Raw genomic sequence first — 17175 nt, forward strand, 5'->3', positions numbered from 1 at the left:
ATATAATATTTTAGGAGATATTTATGAAATTAACAAAGAAAATTTTTGCCCTATTAGCCCTCGTCTTTGCCTTGGTGGCAGTGACTGCTTGCTCAAGTAACAGTAGCTCTGGTAAATCAACAGCCAAAGCACGTACTATCGAAGAAATTAAGAAGAGTGGTGAACTCCGTATCGCCGTCTTTGCGGACAAGAAACCTTTCGGTTATGTAGATAACAAGGGTGCTTACCAAGGTTACGATATTGAACTTGGTAACCGTTTGGCCAAAGATTTGGGTGTTAAACCTAAATACGTCTCAGTAGATGCGGCCAACCGTGCAGAATTCTTGATTTCAAACAAGGTAGATATTACCCTTGCCAACTTTACAGTAACTGATGAACGTAAGAAACAAGTGGACTTTGCCCTTCCTTACATGAAAGTCTCAATCGGTGTGGTGTCACCTAAAGACAAGGTCATTAAGGACGTTAAAGAGCTTGAAGGTAAAACTTTGATTGTTACCAAGGGAACAACTGCTGAAACTTACTTTGAAAAGAACTACCCAAATATCAAATTGCAAAAGTATGACCAATATAGCGATGCTTACCAAGCCCTCCTTGATGGTCGTGGCGATGCCTTCTCAACTGATAATACAGAAGTTCTTGCTTGGGCTCTAGAAAATAAAGGTTATGAAGTAGGAATCACATCACTTGGTAACCCAGATACCATTGCCCCAGCCGTTCAAAAAGGTAACAAAGAACTCCTTGACTTTATCAATAAAGACATTAAGAAACTTGGTAAAGAGAATTTCTTCCACAAAGATTATGAAAAAACACTTCGTCCAACTTACGGTGATGCAGCTAAAGCTGATGACCTCGTGGTTGAAGGTGGCGAAGTGAAATAAGACTGACAGCCTTCGTAAGAGGCGAGTCTTGCTTAATAAGAATAAAACAAACCACCCCGTGGCTATCTAGCTCAGCTAGAAGCAGGGGTGGTTTTACTTGTTTTAGGGTGATTTTTTCTCACTTTTTGCTTTTTATGTTTCTCCAACAAATGACAATACATGACAAGAAAAGGGCTCCCATCATTCCCCAAAAAAGAAATGGTTCAATATAATCAAAAAAAGTTTTGCGTTCACCATAGACCGAGGTAGAGCCATCTTTCCAAGTAATGGTTTTGTCCCTATCATCAATCCTTTTGTAGGACTCCCCATTATAAGTCAAATAATGATCCTTCCGTACATACATATTCAAATAGTTATGGCCGTTCTTTGTGGGAAGGTCTGAGAACAGACTTTCCTTGGCGTAAACTTCAATGTAGATGGTTCCATCTTTAAGACCTTTAATTTTCTGAGTTCGAGCATTTTTGATAAGGAGTTTTCCATCTTGTACAATTTCCCAATCGTACTTACGACTTTTTCCTCCTTCGTTATAGGAAATAGCAAGCTTGTGATTTTCAGACTGCCATAGCCCGTAGATACTATTTTCACTGATACCATCATAAAAGCATCTAAGATAGATGGTGACTATAGGTACCATGAATAGAAAACAAATCCTCAAAATCTTGACTAAACGGTCTTTGAATTCACCCCAACGTGCTCGCCATCCAGTTTTGTACTTTTGTGTTCTTCGATATTCATTTTGTGAATAATCTTTTCTATCAATTTCCTGTTGATCACTATATTTTTTCTTTATTTGATGCCTCATTTAGCCTATTTTTCCTTTTTAGATTTCTTTTTATTCTCCAATCGACAAAAATGGCATACAAAATCATAGAACCAATAATTCCAAATACGATATAAGGTTCCAGACGATCAAACAAGGTTATTCGTTGACCATAGGGGCTGGTAGAACCATCCTTCCAGGTAATGCTCTTGTTTTCATCATCAATCAGTTTGTAGGATTCGCCATCATAGGTCAAGTAGTTATCTTTACGGACATACATATTCAAATAGTTGTAGCCGTTCTTAGCGGGAAGGTCTGAAAACAGACTTTCCTTAGCATAAACTTCAATGTAGAGGGTCCCATCCTCTAAGCGTTTAATATCATCGATACGTGCATTTTTGATGAGGACATTTCCATCTTGAACAATATCCCAATCACGCTTACTTCCCTTTGACCCATCTTCATATGATATGGCAAGTTTATGATTTTCAGATTGCCACAAACCGTAGATACCATCTTTATAAACCCCATCATCAAAGAAAATCATATGGACGATGAAAATCGGTATCATGAGTAAGAAACATATCATAAACACATTGACTAGACGGTCTGTAAATTTATCCCAGCGTGCTCGCCATCCCCTTTTGCGTTTTTGTTCTTTTCGATATGCTTTTTGTGAATGATACTTTCGGTTGAGTTTCTTTCGGTCAGCGTATTTTCTGTTTGTTTGGTGTCTCATTGAGTTTTTCTCTCCTCTTTTGCCGAGCCTCTTTAATGATAAGAACTGAGCAAATCCCCATAAGTATCAAATAGAGGGCTTCAAAAACCTCATCTATAGTTGTTTTCCTTTCACCATAAGGGCTGGTGGAACCATCTTTCCAAGTGATGGACTTGTTTCCAGAATTGATACGCTTGTAGGACTCACCGTCATAGGTAAGATAATTGTTTTTGCGAAGATAGAAATCCATATAGCTGAAGCCGTCCTTGGTGGGTAGGTCCGTCAGGTAGCCTTCCACAGTGTAGAGCTCCATGTGAAGAGTCCCGTCATTAAGTCGCTTGACCGAGCGAGTTCTAGCAGCATAGATAATATACTTACCATCCTGTACGACTTGCCAGTCGATATTTCCTCGTTTCCAAATATGCTTATAGGAAATCGCTAACTTATGATGATCAGACTGCCAGAGACCATAAATGTTGTCTTTATTGACTGTATAATGATCGTGATAATAAAAGCCACCCCATAGTAGTGCCAGTAGAACTAAGATAATCAATTCAGCTGTTGGTTCTAGTAGGATGATTTTTCTCCAATTAAGGCGCCATCCTTTAGGTTCTTCGATACTTTGGCAGTCGCTATTTATATTTTCCTTTCCTTTAGTGAGGTTGATTAATTTTTTCTTTGTCATGCCTAATCCTTTCATCAACCATTGTAACAAATTCGTCTCCCAAGCAAAAGCTAGCCTGATTTGTGATATAATTGGGAGTGATTGCAGGTAAGAAGATCTTATTTCTTACCAGACTTGTAAAAATTAAACAGAGGATTTTAAGATGAAACTGACACTCCATGAAATTGCCAAGGTTGTTGGCGCTAAAAATGATGTCACAGCCTATGAAGATGTTGCCATTAACCAGATTGAGTTTGATAGCCGTAAGATTACAGCGGGAGACCTCTTTTTACCACTAAAAGGTGCACGTGATGGACATGATTTTATCCCAACAGCCTTTGACAATGGTGCTCTAGCGACATTCACAGAAAAAGAATTATCGGCTGATCAAGCCCATATCCTAGTCGATGATGCTCTTGAAGCCTTCCAAAAACTAGCTGCCTACTATCTTGAAAAGACCGGTGTTGACGTTGTTGCGGTGACTGGTTCTAACGGTAAGACAACGACCAAGGACATGATTTATGATATCTTGGCCACAACCTATCGTACTTACAAGACCCAAGGTAATTACAACAATGAGATTGGTCTTCCTTATACTGCCCTACACATGCCTGATGATACGGAGAAAATCGTCCTTGAGATGGGGCAAGACCACATGGGAGACATTCACCTCTTGTCAACCTTGGCGAAGCCAAAAACAGCTGTTGTTACCTTAATCGGAGAGGCTCATTTGGAATTCTTTGGTAGCCGTGACAAGATTGCTCAAGGTAAAATGCAAATGCAAGACGGTATGCCTGATGGTAGCCTCTTGCTGGTACCTAGTGATCCTATCGTCGATCCATTCTTGCCAAGCAATCTTGAAGTGGTACGCTTTGGGGATGGTGCGGAGCTTACGGTCTCTGAGTTGACAGAGTTCAAAGACCACCTCACCTTCTCAACAAACTTCCTAGACGGACAAGTTACTTTGCCAGTCACTGGAAAATACAATGCCACAAATGCCATGGTTGCTGCCTATGTCGCAAAACACTTGGGTGTAACTGAGGAAAATATCCTCTCAGCTCTTGCTAACTTGCAGCTTACAAAGAACCGTACTGAATGGAAAAAAGCAGCTAACGGTGCCGACATCCTTTCAGATGTCTATAATGCCAATCCAACAGCCATGAAGCTCATTTTGGAGACCTTCTCAGCCATTCCTAAGAATGAAGGAGGCAAGAAAATCGCTGTCTTAGCCGATATGAAAGAACTCGGTGAACAGTCCGTGCAACTTCACACGCAGATGATACTAAGTCTGACACCAGATGCTATTGATACGGTGATTTTCTACGGTGAAGACATTGCAGAATTGTCACAACTTGCTAGCCAAATGTTCCCTCTTGGTCATGTTTATTATTTCAAGAAAACAGCTGACGAAGACCAATTTGACGCTATGGTTAAGCAAATCAAAGAAAGCCTAGGTGAGCACGATCAAATCTTGCTCAAGGGCTCTAACTCTATGAACCTAGCTAAGGTCGTGGAAGAATTACAAGCTAAGAATTAAGTTCTCTAACCTGCTCTCTAAAGCAGGTTTTTGCTTTACCCTGAAATTTGATATAATAGCAGGCATAGTAATTTCAGCAGGAGAAGAGAATGAAGAATTTTTTGACAACCACCCAAACTCATCCACCTCAGATACCTTTGCCCTATTATTTGCTTATGCTTTTGGCGATGGTACTTCTGAGTTACTTGAGTTGGCGTTGGTATAAGAATAAGATATGGCGTTGGACCTTTCTCACTTTCCAAGCCATTCAACTCTTTGCCCTTTATACCTGGTACCTCTGGCAGGGCTTTCCACTTTACATTAGTCTGCCCCTTTACCATTGCCGCATGGCCATGTTTGCTGTTCTCCTCCTGAAAAATAGTAGAATAAAGAGCTATTTCGCTATTATGGGAGTTGTCGGGACTTACTGTGCATTGATTTATCCAGTATTTGATCCCTATGAGTTTCCACATATCACAGGCTTTTCTTTCCTAATTGGTCACTATGCCCTACTGGTCAATAGCCTCAATGTCATTTTTAACAGTTATAAAATCCATCCCGTCAGCAAGCGGCTGATTGTGGTGGCTACCTTATTACTAAATCTAGCTTTGGTAATAGTTAACCAGACCATCGGTGGAAACTATGGCATGCTTAAACACACACCATTTATTATGGGAACTCCCTTACTTGTCAAATACCTTGCTGTTTCAGGAGCTCTGATTATTCTCATGATAATCATGAAAAAAGGTCTGGAGCATTTTGAAGAGAAATATTAAATAAATGAAGAAACACGCTATCAGAAAGTTGATAGCGTGCTTTGTCAATTTATTTGTTTTATTCTAGTTTTATTCTAACACAAAACGCTTTCAGAATTGCTTTCACACTGTAATTTGGATATAATAAAAGAGCTGTGCCTGCGAGAATTATCGCAAGCCTTGACAACAAATGTAGCTTTCAAAAGACAGAAATTTTCTGAAAGAAGTGCTACAACGATCTTGCTTTTCGTTCTGGTAAAAACCCTATTGCTATTAGTAGCTCTGGGACATGTGATTTTTGAGATTTACAAAGAAGCTGCTGACATCCATACCACTAAGGAAAAGTAACAAAAAGATTATTTTTAAAAAAGAAAGAAAACTATGAGCATTCAAGACGAAATCAAAAAACGCCGTACTTTTGCCATCATCTCTCACCCCGATGCTGGTAAAACAACAATCACTGAACAATTGCTTTACTTTGGGGGTGAAATCCGTGAAGCTGGTACCGTAAAAGGTAAGAAAACCGGAAACTTTGCCAAATCAGACTGGATGGATATTGAGAAACAACGTGGTATCTCAGTAACTTCATCTGTGATGCAGTTTGACTATGCGGGTAAACGTGTCAATATCCTTGATACCCCAGGGCACGAAGACTTCTCAGAAGATACCTACCGTACCCTTATGGCGGTTGATGCTGCCGTCATGGTTGTTGACTCAGCCAAAGGTATCGAGGCCCAAACCAAAAAACTTTTCGAAGTTGTCAAACACCGTGGGATTCCTGTCTTCACCTTCATGAACAAATTGGACCGTGATGGACGTGAGCCACTTGACCTCTTGGAAGAGTTGGAAGAAGTGCTTGGTATTGCCAGCTACCCAATGAACTGGCCTATCGGTATGGGTAAAGCCTTCGAAGGACTTTATGACCTCTATAACGAACGCTTGGAGCTTTACAAAGGTGACGAGCGCTTTGCCAAGATTGAAGATGGTGATACTCTTTTTGCCAACAACCCATTCTATGAGCAAGCTAAAGAAGATATTGAACTCTTGACAGAAGCGGGTAATGAATTCTCTGAGGAAGCTATTTTAGCTGGTGAATTGACACCGGTCTTCTTCGGTTCTGCCCTTACTAACTTTGGGGTTCAAACCTTCCTCGATACTTTCCTCAAATTTGCGCCAGAACCACATGGTCACAAGACAGTGGATGGCGATGAGATTGATCCTCTCAACAAGGATTTCTCTGGTTTTGTTTTCAAAATCCAAGCCAACATGGACCCACGTCACCGTGACCGTATTGCCTTTGTTCGTATCGTGTCTGGTGAATTCGAGCGTGGTATGAGTGTTAATCTAACACGTACTGGTAAAGGAGCTAAGCTCTCCAACGTCACTCAGTTCATGGCCGAATCCCGTGAAAATGTCGAAAATGCCGTGGCTGGAGATATTATCGGGGTTTACGATACAGGAACTTATCAGGTTGGTGATACCCTTACTGTAGGTAAAAACAAATTTGAATTTGAGCCACTACCAACCTTTACGCCCGAGTTATTCATGAAAGTCTCTGCTAAAAACGTCATGAAGCAGAAGTCCTTCCATAAAGGAATTGAACAATTGGTGCAAGAAGGAGCCATCCAGCTCTACACCAATTACCAAACAGGTGAATACATGCTTGGTGCCGTTGGTCAACTTCAATTTGAAGTCTTCAAACACCGTATGGAAAATGAATACAATGCCGAAGTCGTTATGACACCAATGGGTAAAAAGACTGTGCGTTGGATTCAACCTGAGGACCTTGACGAACGCATGTCATCAAGCCGAAACATCTTGGCCAAAGACCGCTTTGACCAACCAGTCTTCCTCTTTGAAAATGACTTTGCCCTCCGTTGGTTTGCGGACAAATATCCAGATGTAACGTTGGAAGAGAAGATGTAATGTACTAAGCTTGCTTGGCTATTTCATAGCCTAAGCAATCTACGCCACGTCCTATGGGACAGTGGCTAAGTCTCTTACTAACTCGAAAACGGAAAATAATCGTTTCCGTTTTCTCATGTCGTAATACTATGTATAGTTTATGTAAATCGTTCATCTTTTGACGCTAGCTAGCCGTCTCACTAACTATGTCAGACGAATAATATGGATTCATCTGACTTCGTGTCGTAATATCTCATAAAAACATGAAAAACCATAGGACTGTCAATTAAGACTGTCTTATGGTTTCTTTTATTTTTCCGTATTGAGTAATCTGCCTAGGAATCGTTGTAGAGCGAAGAAAACAATGAGGCTGGCCAATGTTTCTCCTAGGAAAGATGAGCTATTGACAATGAGTGAATAGAGATAAGGGCTTTGTCCCTTAGGGGCATAGCTTCCCCAAAAGATGACACCGGCTATAAAGTGAATGAGGTAACGAGCAAAGCTACCAAGCAGAATCCCCCAAGTGATAAGCATCAGAGACTTGACTTTATTGTCTTGTTTAATGGCTTTATCAAGGGCTGGTTTGACCACACCACTGATACCAATCAGACTAAAGGCGACAAAGTACTCCAGAAAACCTTGTGTCAAGGTCAGCCAACCACCGGCGGCTTGCCCTGTAACAACTTGAAGTAGCCCCCAGATAAGACCGCCCATAGCACCAGCTTTTAAGCCCCAGCGAAAACTGAGGAGAAAGATGGGCACCATCTTAAAGGAAAGGGAAATCCAAGGACCTATGGACATGGGTTGAGTAACCAAGTCGAGAATGTAAGCAATAGTTGCAAAAAGGGCAACCTCAATCATTGGTCGAATACTTGTTTTCGACATAAAAAAACCTCCTATACCAATCGTCTTGATTGGCTATTTTTGCCACATCAAAACGTTGTCATAGAAGTTCTTCTATTTCAATCTATTTTGAGACACATCCCTACGCAGGTCTTAACCTGATCAGGTGGTAAGAGTTTAGGCAAGTCTTGAAAAAAATTCAAGCTAGCCATTCTCAGCAATTGCTCCTCTTGTGACTCCTTAATTGTACTACCAGAAACCCATTTCTGCAAGTGTCTGAAATCCTAAAATTGTGGTATAGTTAAAGCAAGGATTATCTTTACAATAAAAAAGGAGAAATAACTATGGGACTTTTTTCAGGACTGCTTGGCAATGCATCTAAAAAAGATAATGATAAGGTTGAGCGTCAATTGGAGGGCATCTTAATTCCAGGTGAACAGGTGGAGTTAGCCTATGCCCTTGTTCGTGACTTGATTGTCTTTACAGAGAAGCGCTTGATTTTAGTCGATAAACAAGGTGTTACAGGGAAGAAGACTTCTTACAAGTCTATCCCTTATCACTCAATCTCTCGTTTCACTGTAGAGAGCTCGGGCCACTTTGACCTAGATGCTGAACTTAAGATTTGGATTTCATCAGCACTTGAGCCTGCAGAGGTCCTTCAATTTAAGAGTGATAATAATGTCTTTGAAATCCAACAAGCTTTGGCAGCAGCAGTGCTGGAATAATGAGGAAGAAAAATGTTTATTGAAAAAGAACTGGGTTATAAGCGTCACTGGATTAATATCGACTCAGATATTATTTCTGAGCAATCCTATCTTTATACCAAGTATGATATTGATCAGGAAACCATAGAGTATGCTTTGGATAAAAATGAACGAGCTCACATGGACTACAATCGTGAGAATGGGACAATCACCTTTATCTATAACGTTCTGGCGCTTGAAAAGGACAAGGAATACTATGAAACCATTCCTCTGACCTTTATTGTTCAAGATACGCGTTTGGTGACCATTAGTAACGAGGATAACGCTTATGTGATAAGCAAGATGCAAGATTATGTGGATAACCATGAGGATTTGTCTATCTACAAATTGCTCTTTGCAGGACTTGAGATGATTTCAAATGCCTACTATCCCGTCATTGAATGTTTGGATCAGCAAAAAGATGAGGTTAGTCGACGCCTAAGACAGACAACGACGAGTAAGAATCTTTACGATCTTTCAGATTTGGAAATAGGCATGGTTTATTTGGTGGCTGCCGCTACACAAAACCGTCTTCTTTTGGAGCACATCAAGGGGCACGCCATTTATCGTCGTCTCAACGAGGTCGAAAAAGAACAGTTTGATGATGCTATGATTGAAGCTAGACAGTTAGTAGCCATGACGGACCTCATTTCTAAGGTCTTACAGCAATTATCAGGTTCTTATAATAATATCCTAAACAATAATCTGAACAACAACTTGAGTAATTTGACCATTATTGAGGTACTCTTGGGAGTGCTCGCCGTCATTACCGGTTTCTTTGGGATGAATGTTCCTTTACCGTTTATGACGGTTAGTCCAGCCTGGATTTTCATCATTATCGGTAGTGTGATTCTTTGTTTGGTCTTGGCCCGCCACCTTCGTTGGTTGGTCCATAAATAATAATTAGTGAGTGAAACCGTCTTCTCAAATTGAAGGCTGTTTTAAAACGTTATTTTCTGTCTTTTTATTTCTAAATATGATAGACTAGATGAGTTGTTAAAATAAACGACTATTAAATACAGGTAGTTAATCTACTACACAACCAAGTCTCATAAGGTGGCTTCGCACCGCCTTCAAATAGAAAGAAGAATACTTTGAAATTTACAGATTTAAACCTATCAGAAGACATCCAATCAGCTGTTGTAGCTGCCGGTTTTGAAAAACCATCACCTATCCAAGAGTTGACAATTCCACTCGCTCTTGAAGGTAAGGATGTTATCGGTCAGGCCCAAACTGGTACTGGTAAAACAGCTGCCTTTGGTTTGCCTACCCTAGATAAAATTCGTACAGAAGAAAATACAATCCAAGCCCTTGTTATTGCCCCAACACGTGAGTTGGCAGTGCAATCTCAAGAAGAGCTTTTCCGTTTTGGTCGTGACAAAGGCGTTAAAGTTCGCTCAGTCTACGGTGGTTCTAGCATTGAAAAACAAATCAAGGCCCTCCGTTCAGGTGCCCACATCGTTGTAGGGACACCAGGTCGTCTCCTTGACCTTATCAAACGTAAGGCTCTTAAACTCAATAACATCGAGACTTTGATTTTGGATGAAGCGGATGAAATGCTTAACATGGGCTTCCTTGAAGACATTGAAGCTATCATTAGCCGAGTGCCAGAAGAACGTCAAACTCTCCTTTTCTCAGCAACTATGCCTGATGCCATCAAACGAATTGGTGTGCAGTTCATGAAAGACCCTGAGCATGTGAAGATCAAGGCTAAAGAATTGACCAATGTTAACGTTGACCAATACTTTATCCGGGTGAAGGAACAAGAGAAGTTTGATACCATGACTCGTCTTATGGATGTTGATCAACCTGAATTGTCAATCGTCTTTGGACGTACCAAACGTCGTGTGGACGAATTGACACGTGGTTTGAAACTTCGTGGTTTCCGTGCAGAAGGTATCCACGGTGACCTTGACCAAAACAAACGTCTTCGTGTTATTCGTGACTTCAAGAACGACCAAATCGATATCTTGGTTGCGACAGACGTTGCGGCGCGTGGTCTTGACATTTCAGGTGTTACTCACGTCTACAACTACGATATTCCACAAGACCCAGAAAGCTATGTTCACCGTATTGGACGTACAGGTCGTGCAGGTCAATCAGGTCAATCGATTACGTTTGTAGCACCAAACGAAATGGGTTACTTGGGAATCATCGAAAACTTGACTAAGAAACGTATGAAAGGCCTTAAGCCACCAACAGCTCAAGAAGCCTTCCAAGCTAAGAAGAAAGTTGCCCTTAAGAAAATTGAACGTGACTTTGCGGATGAAGCTATCCGTGCTAACTTTGATAAGTTCAAAGGCGATGCGGTTAAATTGGCTCAAGAATTCACACCTGAAGAATTGGCGCTTTACATCTTGAGCTTGACCGTTCAAGATCCAGAAACAATGCCAGAAGTGGAAATTGCGCGTGAAAAACCATTGCCATTTAAACCATCAGGTGGTGGCTTTGGTGGTAAAGGTGGCAAAGGTGGCCGTGGTAACCGTGGTCGCGATAACAACCGTCGTGGTGGATATCGTGGCGATCGTAACCGTGATGATCGAGACGGTGGCCGTCGTGACTTCAAACGCAAGTCTAAGAAGAACAGTCGTGACTTCGAAAATCGTGGCAACAAACGCCCACACCGTACCTCAAGTGAAAAGAAAAACGGCTTTGTTATCCGTAACAAGGGTGATAAATAAACAATGAAAACGCTCTATGAAAATAGAGCGTTTTTTATTATTTGCCTAAGTGATTAAATTTTTATAATCTTAAAGATTAATATATATAACTTATTCTCTATTTGATATAATTGCACTATCAAGAGTAGGAGAATTTGAAAGTTATGAAAAAATGGTTTATAGCATTTTTAACAGTCTGTTTGATGTTTTTAGTATTAAAACCATACCGAATTTTAGGTGATACATACTATTTTGATGTACAGTCAGCTAATAAAAATCTGACATTATTTAATGCTGGTGAGGGATATGAGAAACAGAATAAAATAAATAAGAAGGACTTACACTATGGTTGGAATTTAGGTAAATTTGAAGTCTCTGGTTTCTCTAGTCAAACAGATGGTGACATACCGGTTTTTTATAAGACTACGGGAGATAATCTTATTCTGAAATTTAATTTGTTACAAAATATTGATAAGTTAAATAAAAAAGAAATGCATATTATTGAGGATAAGAAGGGACAAGATGTATTATTTGAAACTGAGAAAACAAATTTTGGAAAAGGTGCATTGATTATAAAATATACCGCGACAAACAATAATTCTGAATCTCCTAAAATATACACGGATTTTTTAACTGGTAAATCAAAGAATGCTAAGAATATGTCCGTTACTTTGAACGAAGAAGGAACGTATGAAATTGCCCTAGATTATAGAATCAAAAAAGATGGGACGAAAGTTTTTAAAAAAGTCATTACTTGGGACTCAGAGAGATATCGGATGAGCTTCAAATTTAAAGTATTAAACGCGAAAGCAATGGGATATTTGTTTGATTTAAAGTCAAACTCAGAGTTATCTAATAATGCTATAGCGAATGATGGTTTTAGAATAGATTTAGCAAACTCAAAAACATTAAAAGCAGAGGTGAGACGAGAAATTTGGAATGATGGTGAATGGGATTCAAAAGGTGTAGAACCTGCTTATGATGGTAAAAAGTATACTAAAAACGGTAAATATACTATCACTTTTAGTAACGAAGCGACCTCTGAATCAGTAACTAAAATTATATATGTTAATGAGAAAAAACATTCTTAGATACTAGGAGTCATTTATGAAAAAAATTCTATCAATAGTTGGGGTATTTATCTTACTTTTTGCTTTAGGATCAACTGCATTTAGTCTTTTTTATAGTGAACAAAAGAAAAATAGGATGATTTTTACAGAAAATTCTTCAGAAACCCAACAAAGTCGATTGTATGATGAGCTTGTAAAAGAGCTAGGAGATGATTACTTTATTGAAAATGTAAATTCGACTTATGTCTCTGAAGAGTATGTAGAAGATTTAGAATATAATTCAAAAAAGAATATTTACTTTGGATACACCTCTGAAGAGTTGGATAAGGAATTTGGTGGAAAAAAATATGTCTTTACTTATGATAAAAAAGTAAATTCAACCAAGGTTAAAGAATTTGAAAAGTATGATGATACTTACGATAAAGCTTTAAAAAATGTGGCTGTGGGTTCTGGCGTAATAATTACATGTATTACCGTATCATCTCTGACAGCGGGAACAGCACCTGCGATAAGTGTTATTTTAATGACAGCTGCTAAGACAGGAGCAGTTTCGGCTCTATCTACTGGTACGATGTCCGCATTAACTGCTGGTGTGATTGAAGCTGTAAAAACAAACGATAGTGAAAAGGCGCTTAAAGCAGCAGCTAGTGAAGGTAGTAAGGGATTCAAGTGGGGGGCCATTGCAGGTAGTGTTGGTGGTGGCTTTAGCAAATTTAAAGTTTTAAAGGGTGCAACACTAAAAGGTCTAACTATGAATGAGGCTGCAATTATTCAGAAAAAAACTAACTGGCCTTTGGAAGTAATCAAAAATATATCCAGCATGGATGAATATAAACTATATGAAGCAGCAGGATTAAAAGTACAGGTGATTAACGGTCGAATTATACTTGCACAACCGATAGATTTAACAATTAAGAGTAAGTTAGGTGGAAAAACGGTGACTAATCTTGAGAGAATATTGAAGGGGGCTTCCCCTGTAGATAAAACTGGTACTCCGTTTGAACTACATCATATTGGTCAAAGTACAAATTCACCTTTAGCGATATTAACTAGAGAACAACATCGATTAGGAGAGAATAATAAAATACTTCACAATTCTAAAATAGAAAAGGGAGTGCATAAAGCTCTTGAAGATAATAAATGGAAGAACGAGAAAAAATCTATTTGGAAAGCTATCGGAGAAATCTATAAAGGGTCTGCATAATGTCGAGTAATTTGATTGAAATATTAAAAAATAACAGTGAAGTGATTCATGGGCAAGGTGTATCAATAAGTAAGGTTAAGGAAGCGGCGAAAATGCTGGAACTAACATTTTCTTTAGATTACATTGATTATCTAGAACATTTTGGTATTTTGGCTTACGATGGTCATGAATTGACAGGATTAATTGGAGATGATAGGACAAATGTTGTAAATATAACCAAAGAATTATGGAAAGAAAATCCATTAATTCCACATAATCTTTATGTGATTGAAGATACAGGAATTGATACAATAGTGGTTTGGCAAAATGAAAAAGGTCAGATTTTTCAGTCAGCAGTTGGTTTAGAACCTGTTAAAATTTGTGATTCACTAATAGAGTTTCTATTTGATTATTAATTCTTCAGTAATGTGGTGAGAGATAGTAAAAGTGATAGCATGATGATTTTTCCTATATCAAAAAAACACACGGTTATTTTTCCGTGTGTTCTTTGATATAAGCTAGTTTTTTTTCTCGGCTTTTTTTCTTAAAGAGTGCTTCGGCGCTCATGGCTTCTGGTTTGCTGGCGAAGGCTTCTGAGTAGAGGAGTTTAACTGGTAGGCGGGCTCTGGTGTACTTGGCGCCTTTGCCTGCGTTATGGGTTTTGAGGCGGCGTTCGACGTCTGTGGTATAGCCTGTATAGAGGCTGCCATCGGCACACTCAACCACATACATGTAGGCCTTGCTATTCTTTTCTATCATCGTCTAGGACTCACCCTCAGTCTTTTTTCCAAAGTAAATCTCAAAGATTTCGTCAGTATAATCACCATTTTCCTTATGCACAAAGAGAGGTGGAAGGATTTTCAAGCCATCTGTCGAGCCGTCTTTAATGGCTTCAATCAGGAGCATATTAGCCTCACGTCCCATCTTAGGATAGATAAACTGGATGCGTTTAGGTGCTAGATTATATTGGCGCATGGTGTCAATGATATCCAAAAAGCGGTCAGGGCGATGCACCATGGCAATGCGTCCATTGGATTTTAGGGCATGACGTGCGACCTGACAAATTTCCTCCAGATTGGTCGTGATTTCGTGACGGGCCAGGAGGTAGTGCTCTGACAGATTCTTCTTGGACGTTTCTGTCGCCTTAAAGTAAGGTGGGTTACAGAGAATAAGGTCTACTTGAGATCGCGGCGCATGGTCAAGCAAATTTTTCAGGTCGTCATTGACAACAGTCACCTGATTCTCTAGTTGGTTGAGAGTGACGGAACGCTTGGCCATATCAGCCAGACGTTCTTGCAACTCAACCAAGGTAATCGGTGCCTCGGTGCGTGTGCTGGCAAAGAGGCCAACGGCACCATTTCCCGAACAGAGGTCGACGATTAATCCCTTCTTTGGAATTTTTGGAAACCGAGAGAGGAGGACGCTATCAATAGAGTAGCTGAAGACCTCCTTATTTTGAATGATTTTCACATCTGTGGAGAAGAGCTGGTCAATGCGTTCTCCATCTTTTAAAATTGGATTTGTCATAGTTTTTATTGTAACAAAAAACAGCTCCCAAAGGAACTGTTGCGAGTGATTACTCTAGGACACCGAAGGTATATCCTTGATTTTTGAAATATTCGATAATTTGTGGAAGGGTCTGAACAGTCAGCTCCTTACCAGCTGTATCGTGCATTAGTACAACTTTAACAGTAGTTTCAGGGAAATATTTCTGTGAACCGTCCATATAAGCCATCATGCTTTCAGATGTGGTTGGACGAACAGAGAGTGGTTCTGCATCTCCACAGAGCATGTTCCAGTCAATCCACTGGATATCTTCCTTGGCGAGAGCATGGTCAGTACTTTCTAGACCTTGCCATGACATATGACCACCAGGATAACGGAAAATTCTTGTCTTGAAGTCCTTGCCTAAGATAGCTTGGAAATTGGCATTGGTTTGGTTAACCTCAGAAACAATTTGACTTTGATTTGGAACGCGCCCAGGATAAAGTAGGTTAAAGTTGTGGCTAAGGCTATGGTTAGCAATAGCGTGCCCTTCTGTAATTTGACGTTTGAGGATGTCCGCGTTTTCTTGAGTAATAGTATTCCCAATGTGGAAGAATGTGGCATGAACACCGTATTCTTTCAAGATACTCATGACTTGTGGGGTCAGTGTTGGATCAATTCCGTCATCGAAGGTTAAAAAGACAACCTTACCGTCAACATCTTGAGATACACCACGGATAGTGTTATTAACAGCAGTAACGTCGTAGGCATAGTCAGAGGCTTCAATGCTATGGTTACTACCTTTTTTGAGTTGTGTTTTATCATCTTCTTTAGCTTTTTCTGAAGATGAGCTTGTGCTATTAGCGACTTGTTCAGTCTTTTCAGCCTTGGCTACTTGTTCAGCTTTAGAGCTGTGGCGTTGTGACAAGGCAAAGCCTAGAATAGCCAGTACGGCTAGGTTAGCAATAATGAGGCATAGATTAAGTGCCTTCCTGTTTTTCCCTATAATCTCAATACATTTTTTCATAGTTACATTATAGCTCAATATATTAGAAAGTGCCACAACATTTTCAATTGTTTTACAAAGAAATTCGATGAAAAAGCACTCCTTTTTTTGGTATAATAGTAAAAAACTTGTAGAAAAAGAGGTAAAAACGTGTTTTACGCTTATTTACGTGGGCTTGTTGTCTTCCTTCTATGGATTATCAATGGGAATGCCCATTACCACAATCGCGATAAATTATTGAACAAGGACGAAAACTATATCTTGGTTGCTCCGCACCGAACTTGGTGGGACCCTGTTTATATGGCTTTTTCAGCTCGTCCTAAGCAGTTTATTTTCATGGCTAAGAAAGAACTCTTCAAGAGTCGTATCTTTGGTTGGTGGATCCGCATGTGCGGAGCCTTCCCAATTGACCGTGAAAATCCTGGTCAGGAAGCTATCAAGTACCCTGTTAACATGCTTAAGAAGAGTAATCGTAGTTTGATTATGTTCCCAAGTGGTAGCCGCCATTCATCTGATGTTAAGGGTGGGGTTGCGGTTATCGCTAAGATGGCCAAGGTTAAGATTATGCCGGTTGTCTATCAAGGACCTCGTGAACTCAAGGGACTCTTGACAGGTGAACGTGTGGATATGAACTATGGTAATCCTATTGATATTTCAGATTTGAAGCGTTTGAATGACGAAAATATTCAAGAGGTTGCTCGTCGTATCCAGTCTGAATTTGATCGCCTTGATGAGGAAGCTTTGAGCTATCAAACAGGCAAGAAACCCAATCCTTTGACTTATATTTACCGAGTACCTCTCGGTATTGTGGCTATCATTGCGGTACTTTTGACCATGGCTTTCTCATATGTAGCTAGCTTTGTTTGGAATCCTGAAAAACACCGTGCCAAAGAAACACAGAAATAGGCTAATAACTCTGTCAGACATAGATCTGATGGAGTTTTTTTTCTTTTTGATATATTTTTCAAGTTTTTTACGAATATGAAAGA

Annotated in this window: 18 protein-coding genes and 1 riboswitch; of the genes, 11 read left to right on the forward strand and 7 right to left on the reverse strand. The window is 39.7% G+C overall.

Features of this window, described 5'->3' with window-relative positions:
* Nucleotides 1-23: 23 nt before the first annotated feature.
* The gene (locus HMPREF2979_RS05230) at nucleotides 24-878 is read left to right on the forward strand and encodes a cysteine ABC transporter substrate-binding protein (protein WP_002884332.1); all 855 of its coding nucleotides are present in this window, start codon (nucleotides 24-26) and stop codon (nucleotides 876-878) included.
* A gap of 118 nt (nucleotides 879-996) precedes the next feature.
* Here the strand turns inward: HMPREF2979_RS05230 and HMPREF2979_RS05235 are convergent, their stop codons facing one another.
* The 3 genes from HMPREF2979_RS05235 to HMPREF2979_RS05245 all read right to left on the reverse strand — a co-directional run bounded on the left by HMPREF2979_RS05235 (nucleotide 997) and on the right by HMPREF2979_RS05245 (nucleotide 3041).
* Nucleotides 997-1512 (reverse strand): hypothetical protein, encoded by a 516-nt coding sequence (locus HMPREF2979_RS05235; RefSeq protein ID WP_398584219.1) that lies wholly within the window; start codon nucleotides 1510-1512, stop codon nucleotides 997-999.
* A 139-nt stretch (nucleotides 1513-1651) separates the two neighbouring features.
* Nucleotides 1652-2377 (reverse strand): hypothetical protein, encoded by a 726-nt coding sequence (locus HMPREF2979_RS05240; protein ID WP_070655490.1) that lies wholly within the window; start codon nucleotides 2375-2377, stop codon nucleotides 1652-1654.
* On the reverse strand, nucleotides 2346-3041 hold the full coding sequence (locus tag HMPREF2979_RS05245) for a hypothetical protein (RefSeq protein WP_261787293.1): 696 nt from the start codon (nucleotides 3039-3041) through the stop codon (nucleotides 2346-2348). Before HMPREF2979_RS05245 ends, HMPREF2979_RS05240 begins: the two co-directional genes overlap by 32 nt.
* 142 nt (nucleotides 3042-3183) lie before the next feature.
* Here HMPREF2979_RS05245 and murF point away from each other — a divergent pair, with 142 nt between their 5' ends.
* From murF to HMPREF2979_RS05260, 3 genes are all read left to right on the forward strand, one after another.
* Nucleotides 3184-4557: a UDP-N-acetylmuramoyl-tripeptide--D-alanyl-D-alanine ligase gene (murF, locus tag HMPREF2979_RS05250; RefSeq protein ID WP_070655492.1), complete on the forward strand. Its 1374-nt coding sequence runs from the start codon at nucleotides 3184-3186 to the stop codon at nucleotides 4555-4557.
* 89 nt (nucleotides 4558-4646) lie between these two features.
* On the forward strand, nucleotides 4647-5312 hold the full coding sequence (locus HMPREF2979_RS05255) for a YwaF family protein (protein WP_070655494.1): 666 nt from the start codon (nucleotides 4647-4649) through the stop codon (nucleotides 5310-5312).
* A 360-nt stretch (nucleotides 5313-5672) separates the two neighbouring features.
* Nucleotides 5673-7217 (forward strand): peptide chain release factor 3, encoded by a 1545-nt coding sequence (locus tag HMPREF2979_RS05260; protein WP_002884210.1) that lies wholly within the window; start codon nucleotides 5673-5675, stop codon nucleotides 7215-7217.
* A 288-nt stretch (nucleotides 7218-7505) separates the two neighbouring features.
* Here HMPREF2979_RS05260 and thiT read toward each other — a convergent pair whose 3' ends face one another.
* Nucleotides 7506-8081 carry an energy-coupled thiamine transporter ThiT gene (gene thiT / locus HMPREF2979_RS05265; protein WP_070655496.1) on the reverse strand — a complete coding sequence of 192 codons (576 nt, stop codon included), beginning with the start codon at nucleotides 8079-8081 and terminating at the stop codon, nucleotides 7506-7508.
* 80 nt (nucleotides 8082-8161) lie between these two features.
* A riboswitch (TPP riboswitch) is annotated at nucleotides 8162-8280 on the reverse strand.
* Nucleotides 8281-8383: 103 nt separating this feature from the next.
* Here thiT and HMPREF2979_RS05270 point away from each other — a divergent pair.
* From HMPREF2979_RS05270 to HMPREF2979_RS05295, 6 genes are all read left to right on the forward strand, one after another.
* The gene (locus tag HMPREF2979_RS05270; RefSeq protein WP_002891573.1) at nucleotides 8384-8764 is read left to right on the forward strand and encodes a PH domain-containing protein; all 381 of its coding nucleotides are present in this window, start codon (nucleotides 8384-8386) and stop codon (nucleotides 8762-8764) included.
* Nucleotides 8765-8776: 12 nt separating this feature from the next.
* Nucleotides 8777-9682: a magnesium transporter CorA family protein gene (locus HMPREF2979_RS05275; RefSeq protein WP_037599204.1), complete on the forward strand. Its 906-nt coding sequence runs from the start codon at nucleotides 8777-8779 to the stop codon at nucleotides 9680-9682.
* A 194-nt stretch (nucleotides 9683-9876) separates the two neighbouring features.
* Complete coding sequence (locus HMPREF2979_RS05280; RefSeq protein ID WP_070655498.1) at nucleotides 9877-11463, forward strand: degradosome RNA helicase CshA; 1587 nt, start codon at nucleotides 9877-9879, stop codon at nucleotides 11461-11463.
* Nucleotides 11464-11606: 143 nt separating this feature from the next.
* Nucleotides 11607-12533, forward strand: coding sequence for a hypothetical protein (locus tag HMPREF2979_RS05285; RefSeq protein WP_070655500.1), 927 nt, complete (start codon nucleotides 11607-11609; stop codon nucleotides 12531-12533).
* 16 nt (nucleotides 12534-12549) lie between these two features.
* Nucleotides 12550-13716: an HNH/ENDO VII family nuclease gene (locus HMPREF2979_RS05290; protein WP_070655502.1), complete on the forward strand. Its 1167-nt coding sequence runs from the start codon at nucleotides 12550-12552 to the stop codon at nucleotides 13714-13716.
* Entirely contained in the window at nucleotides 13716-14111 is a 396-nt protein-coding gene (locus HMPREF2979_RS05295) for an SMI1/KNR4 family protein (protein ID WP_049528615.1), read from the forward strand. The genes HMPREF2979_RS05290 and HMPREF2979_RS05295 overlap by 1 nt, the downstream gene beginning before the upstream one ends.
* A gap of 73 nt (nucleotides 14112-14184) precedes the next feature.
* Here HMPREF2979_RS05295 and HMPREF2979_RS05300 read toward each other — a convergent pair whose 3' ends face one another.
* The 3 genes from HMPREF2979_RS05300 to HMPREF2979_RS05310 are packed head-to-tail and all read right to left on the reverse strand — an operon-like array spanning nucleotide 14185 to nucleotide 16207.
* Entirely contained in the window at nucleotides 14185-14454 is a 270-nt protein-coding gene (locus tag HMPREF2979_RS05300) for a GIY-YIG nuclease family protein (protein WP_070655504.1), read from the reverse strand.
* A 3-nt stretch (nucleotides 14455-14457) separates the two neighbouring features.
* Complete coding sequence (locus tag HMPREF2979_RS05305; protein ID WP_070655505.1) at nucleotides 14458-15222, reverse strand: tRNA1(Val) (adenine(37)-N6)-methyltransferase; 765 nt, start codon at nucleotides 15220-15222, stop codon at nucleotides 14458-14460.
* Nucleotides 15223-15271: 49 nt separating this feature from the next.
* Nucleotides 15272-16207 (reverse strand): polysaccharide deacetylase family protein, encoded by a 936-nt coding sequence (locus HMPREF2979_RS05310; protein WP_070655507.1) that lies wholly within the window; start codon nucleotides 16205-16207, stop codon nucleotides 15272-15274.
* Between the two features lie 129 nt (nucleotides 16208-16336).
* Between HMPREF2979_RS05310 and HMPREF2979_RS05315 the strand changes: the two genes are divergently transcribed.
* Nucleotides 16337-17092, forward strand: coding sequence for a lysophospholipid acyltransferase family protein (locus tag HMPREF2979_RS05315; protein ID WP_002948862.1), 756 nt, complete (start codon nucleotides 16337-16339; stop codon nucleotides 17090-17092).
* The last annotated feature ends 83 nt before the right edge of the window (nucleotides 17093-17175 follow it).

This window comes from Streptococcus sp. HMSC078H12, from assembly GCF_001814615.1.
Taxonomy (GTDB): Bacteria; Bacillota; Bacilli; order Lactobacillales; family Streptococcaceae; genus Streptococcus; species Streptococcus salivarius_F.

Bases quoted from the DNA above. Each gene is read 5' to 3' on its own strand.
- HMPREF2979_RS05230 (WP_002884332.1), top strand. From the start codon at position 24: ATGAAATTAACAAAGAAAATTTTTGCCCTATTAGCCCTCGTCTTTGCC.
- HMPREF2979_RS05235 (WP_398584219.1), bottom strand. From the start codon at position 1,512: ATGGTACCTATAGTCACCATCTATCTTAGATGCTTTTATGATGGTATC.
- HMPREF2979_RS05240 (WP_070655490.1), bottom strand. From the start codon at position 2,377: ATGAGACACCAAACAAACAGAAAATACGCTGACCGAAAGAAACTCAAC.
- HMPREF2979_RS05245 (WP_261787293.1), bottom strand. From the start codon at position 3,041: ATGACAAAGAAAAAATTAATCAACCTCACTAAAGGAAAGGAAAATATA.
- murF (WP_070655492.1), top strand. From the start codon at position 3,184: ATGAAACTGACACTCCATGAAATTGCCAAGGTTGTTGGCGCTAAAAAT.
- HMPREF2979_RS05255 (WP_070655494.1), top strand. From the start codon at position 4,647: ATGAAGAATTTTTTGACAACCACCCAAACTCATCCACCTCAGATACCT.
- HMPREF2979_RS05260 (WP_002884210.1), top strand. From the start codon at position 5,673: ATGAGCATTCAAGACGAAATCAAAAAACGCCGTACTTTTGCCATCATC.
- thiT (WP_070655496.1), bottom strand. From the start codon at position 8,081: ATGTCGAAAACAAGTATTCGACCAATGATTGAGGTTGCCCTTTTTGCA.
- HMPREF2979_RS05270 (WP_002891573.1), top strand. From the start codon at position 8,384: ATGGGACTTTTTTCAGGACTGCTTGGCAATGCATCTAAAAAAGATAAT.
- HMPREF2979_RS05275 (WP_037599204.1), top strand. From the start codon at position 8,777: ATGTTTATTGAAAAAGAACTGGGTTATAAGCGTCACTGGATTAATATC.
- HMPREF2979_RS05285 (WP_070655500.1), top strand. From the start codon at position 11,607: ATGAAAAAATGGTTTATAGCATTTTTAACAGTCTGTTTGATGTTTTTA.
- HMPREF2979_RS05290 (WP_070655502.1), top strand. From the start codon at position 12,550: ATGAAAAAAATTCTATCAATAGTTGGGGTATTTATCTTACTTTTTGCT.
- HMPREF2979_RS05295 (WP_049528615.1), top strand. From the start codon at position 13,716: ATGTCGAGTAATTTGATTGAAATATTAAAAAATAACAGTGAAGTGATT.
- HMPREF2979_RS05300 (WP_070655504.1), bottom strand. From the start codon at position 14,454: ATGATAGAAAAGAATAGCAAGGCCTACATGTATGTGGTTGAGTGTGCC.
- HMPREF2979_RS05305 (WP_070655505.1), bottom strand. From the start codon at position 15,222: ATGACAAATCCAATTTTAAAAGATGGAGAACGCATTGACCAGCTCTTC.
- HMPREF2979_RS05310 (WP_070655507.1), bottom strand. From the start codon at position 16,207: ATGAAAAAATGTATTGAGATTATAGGGAAAAACAGGAAGGCACTTAAT.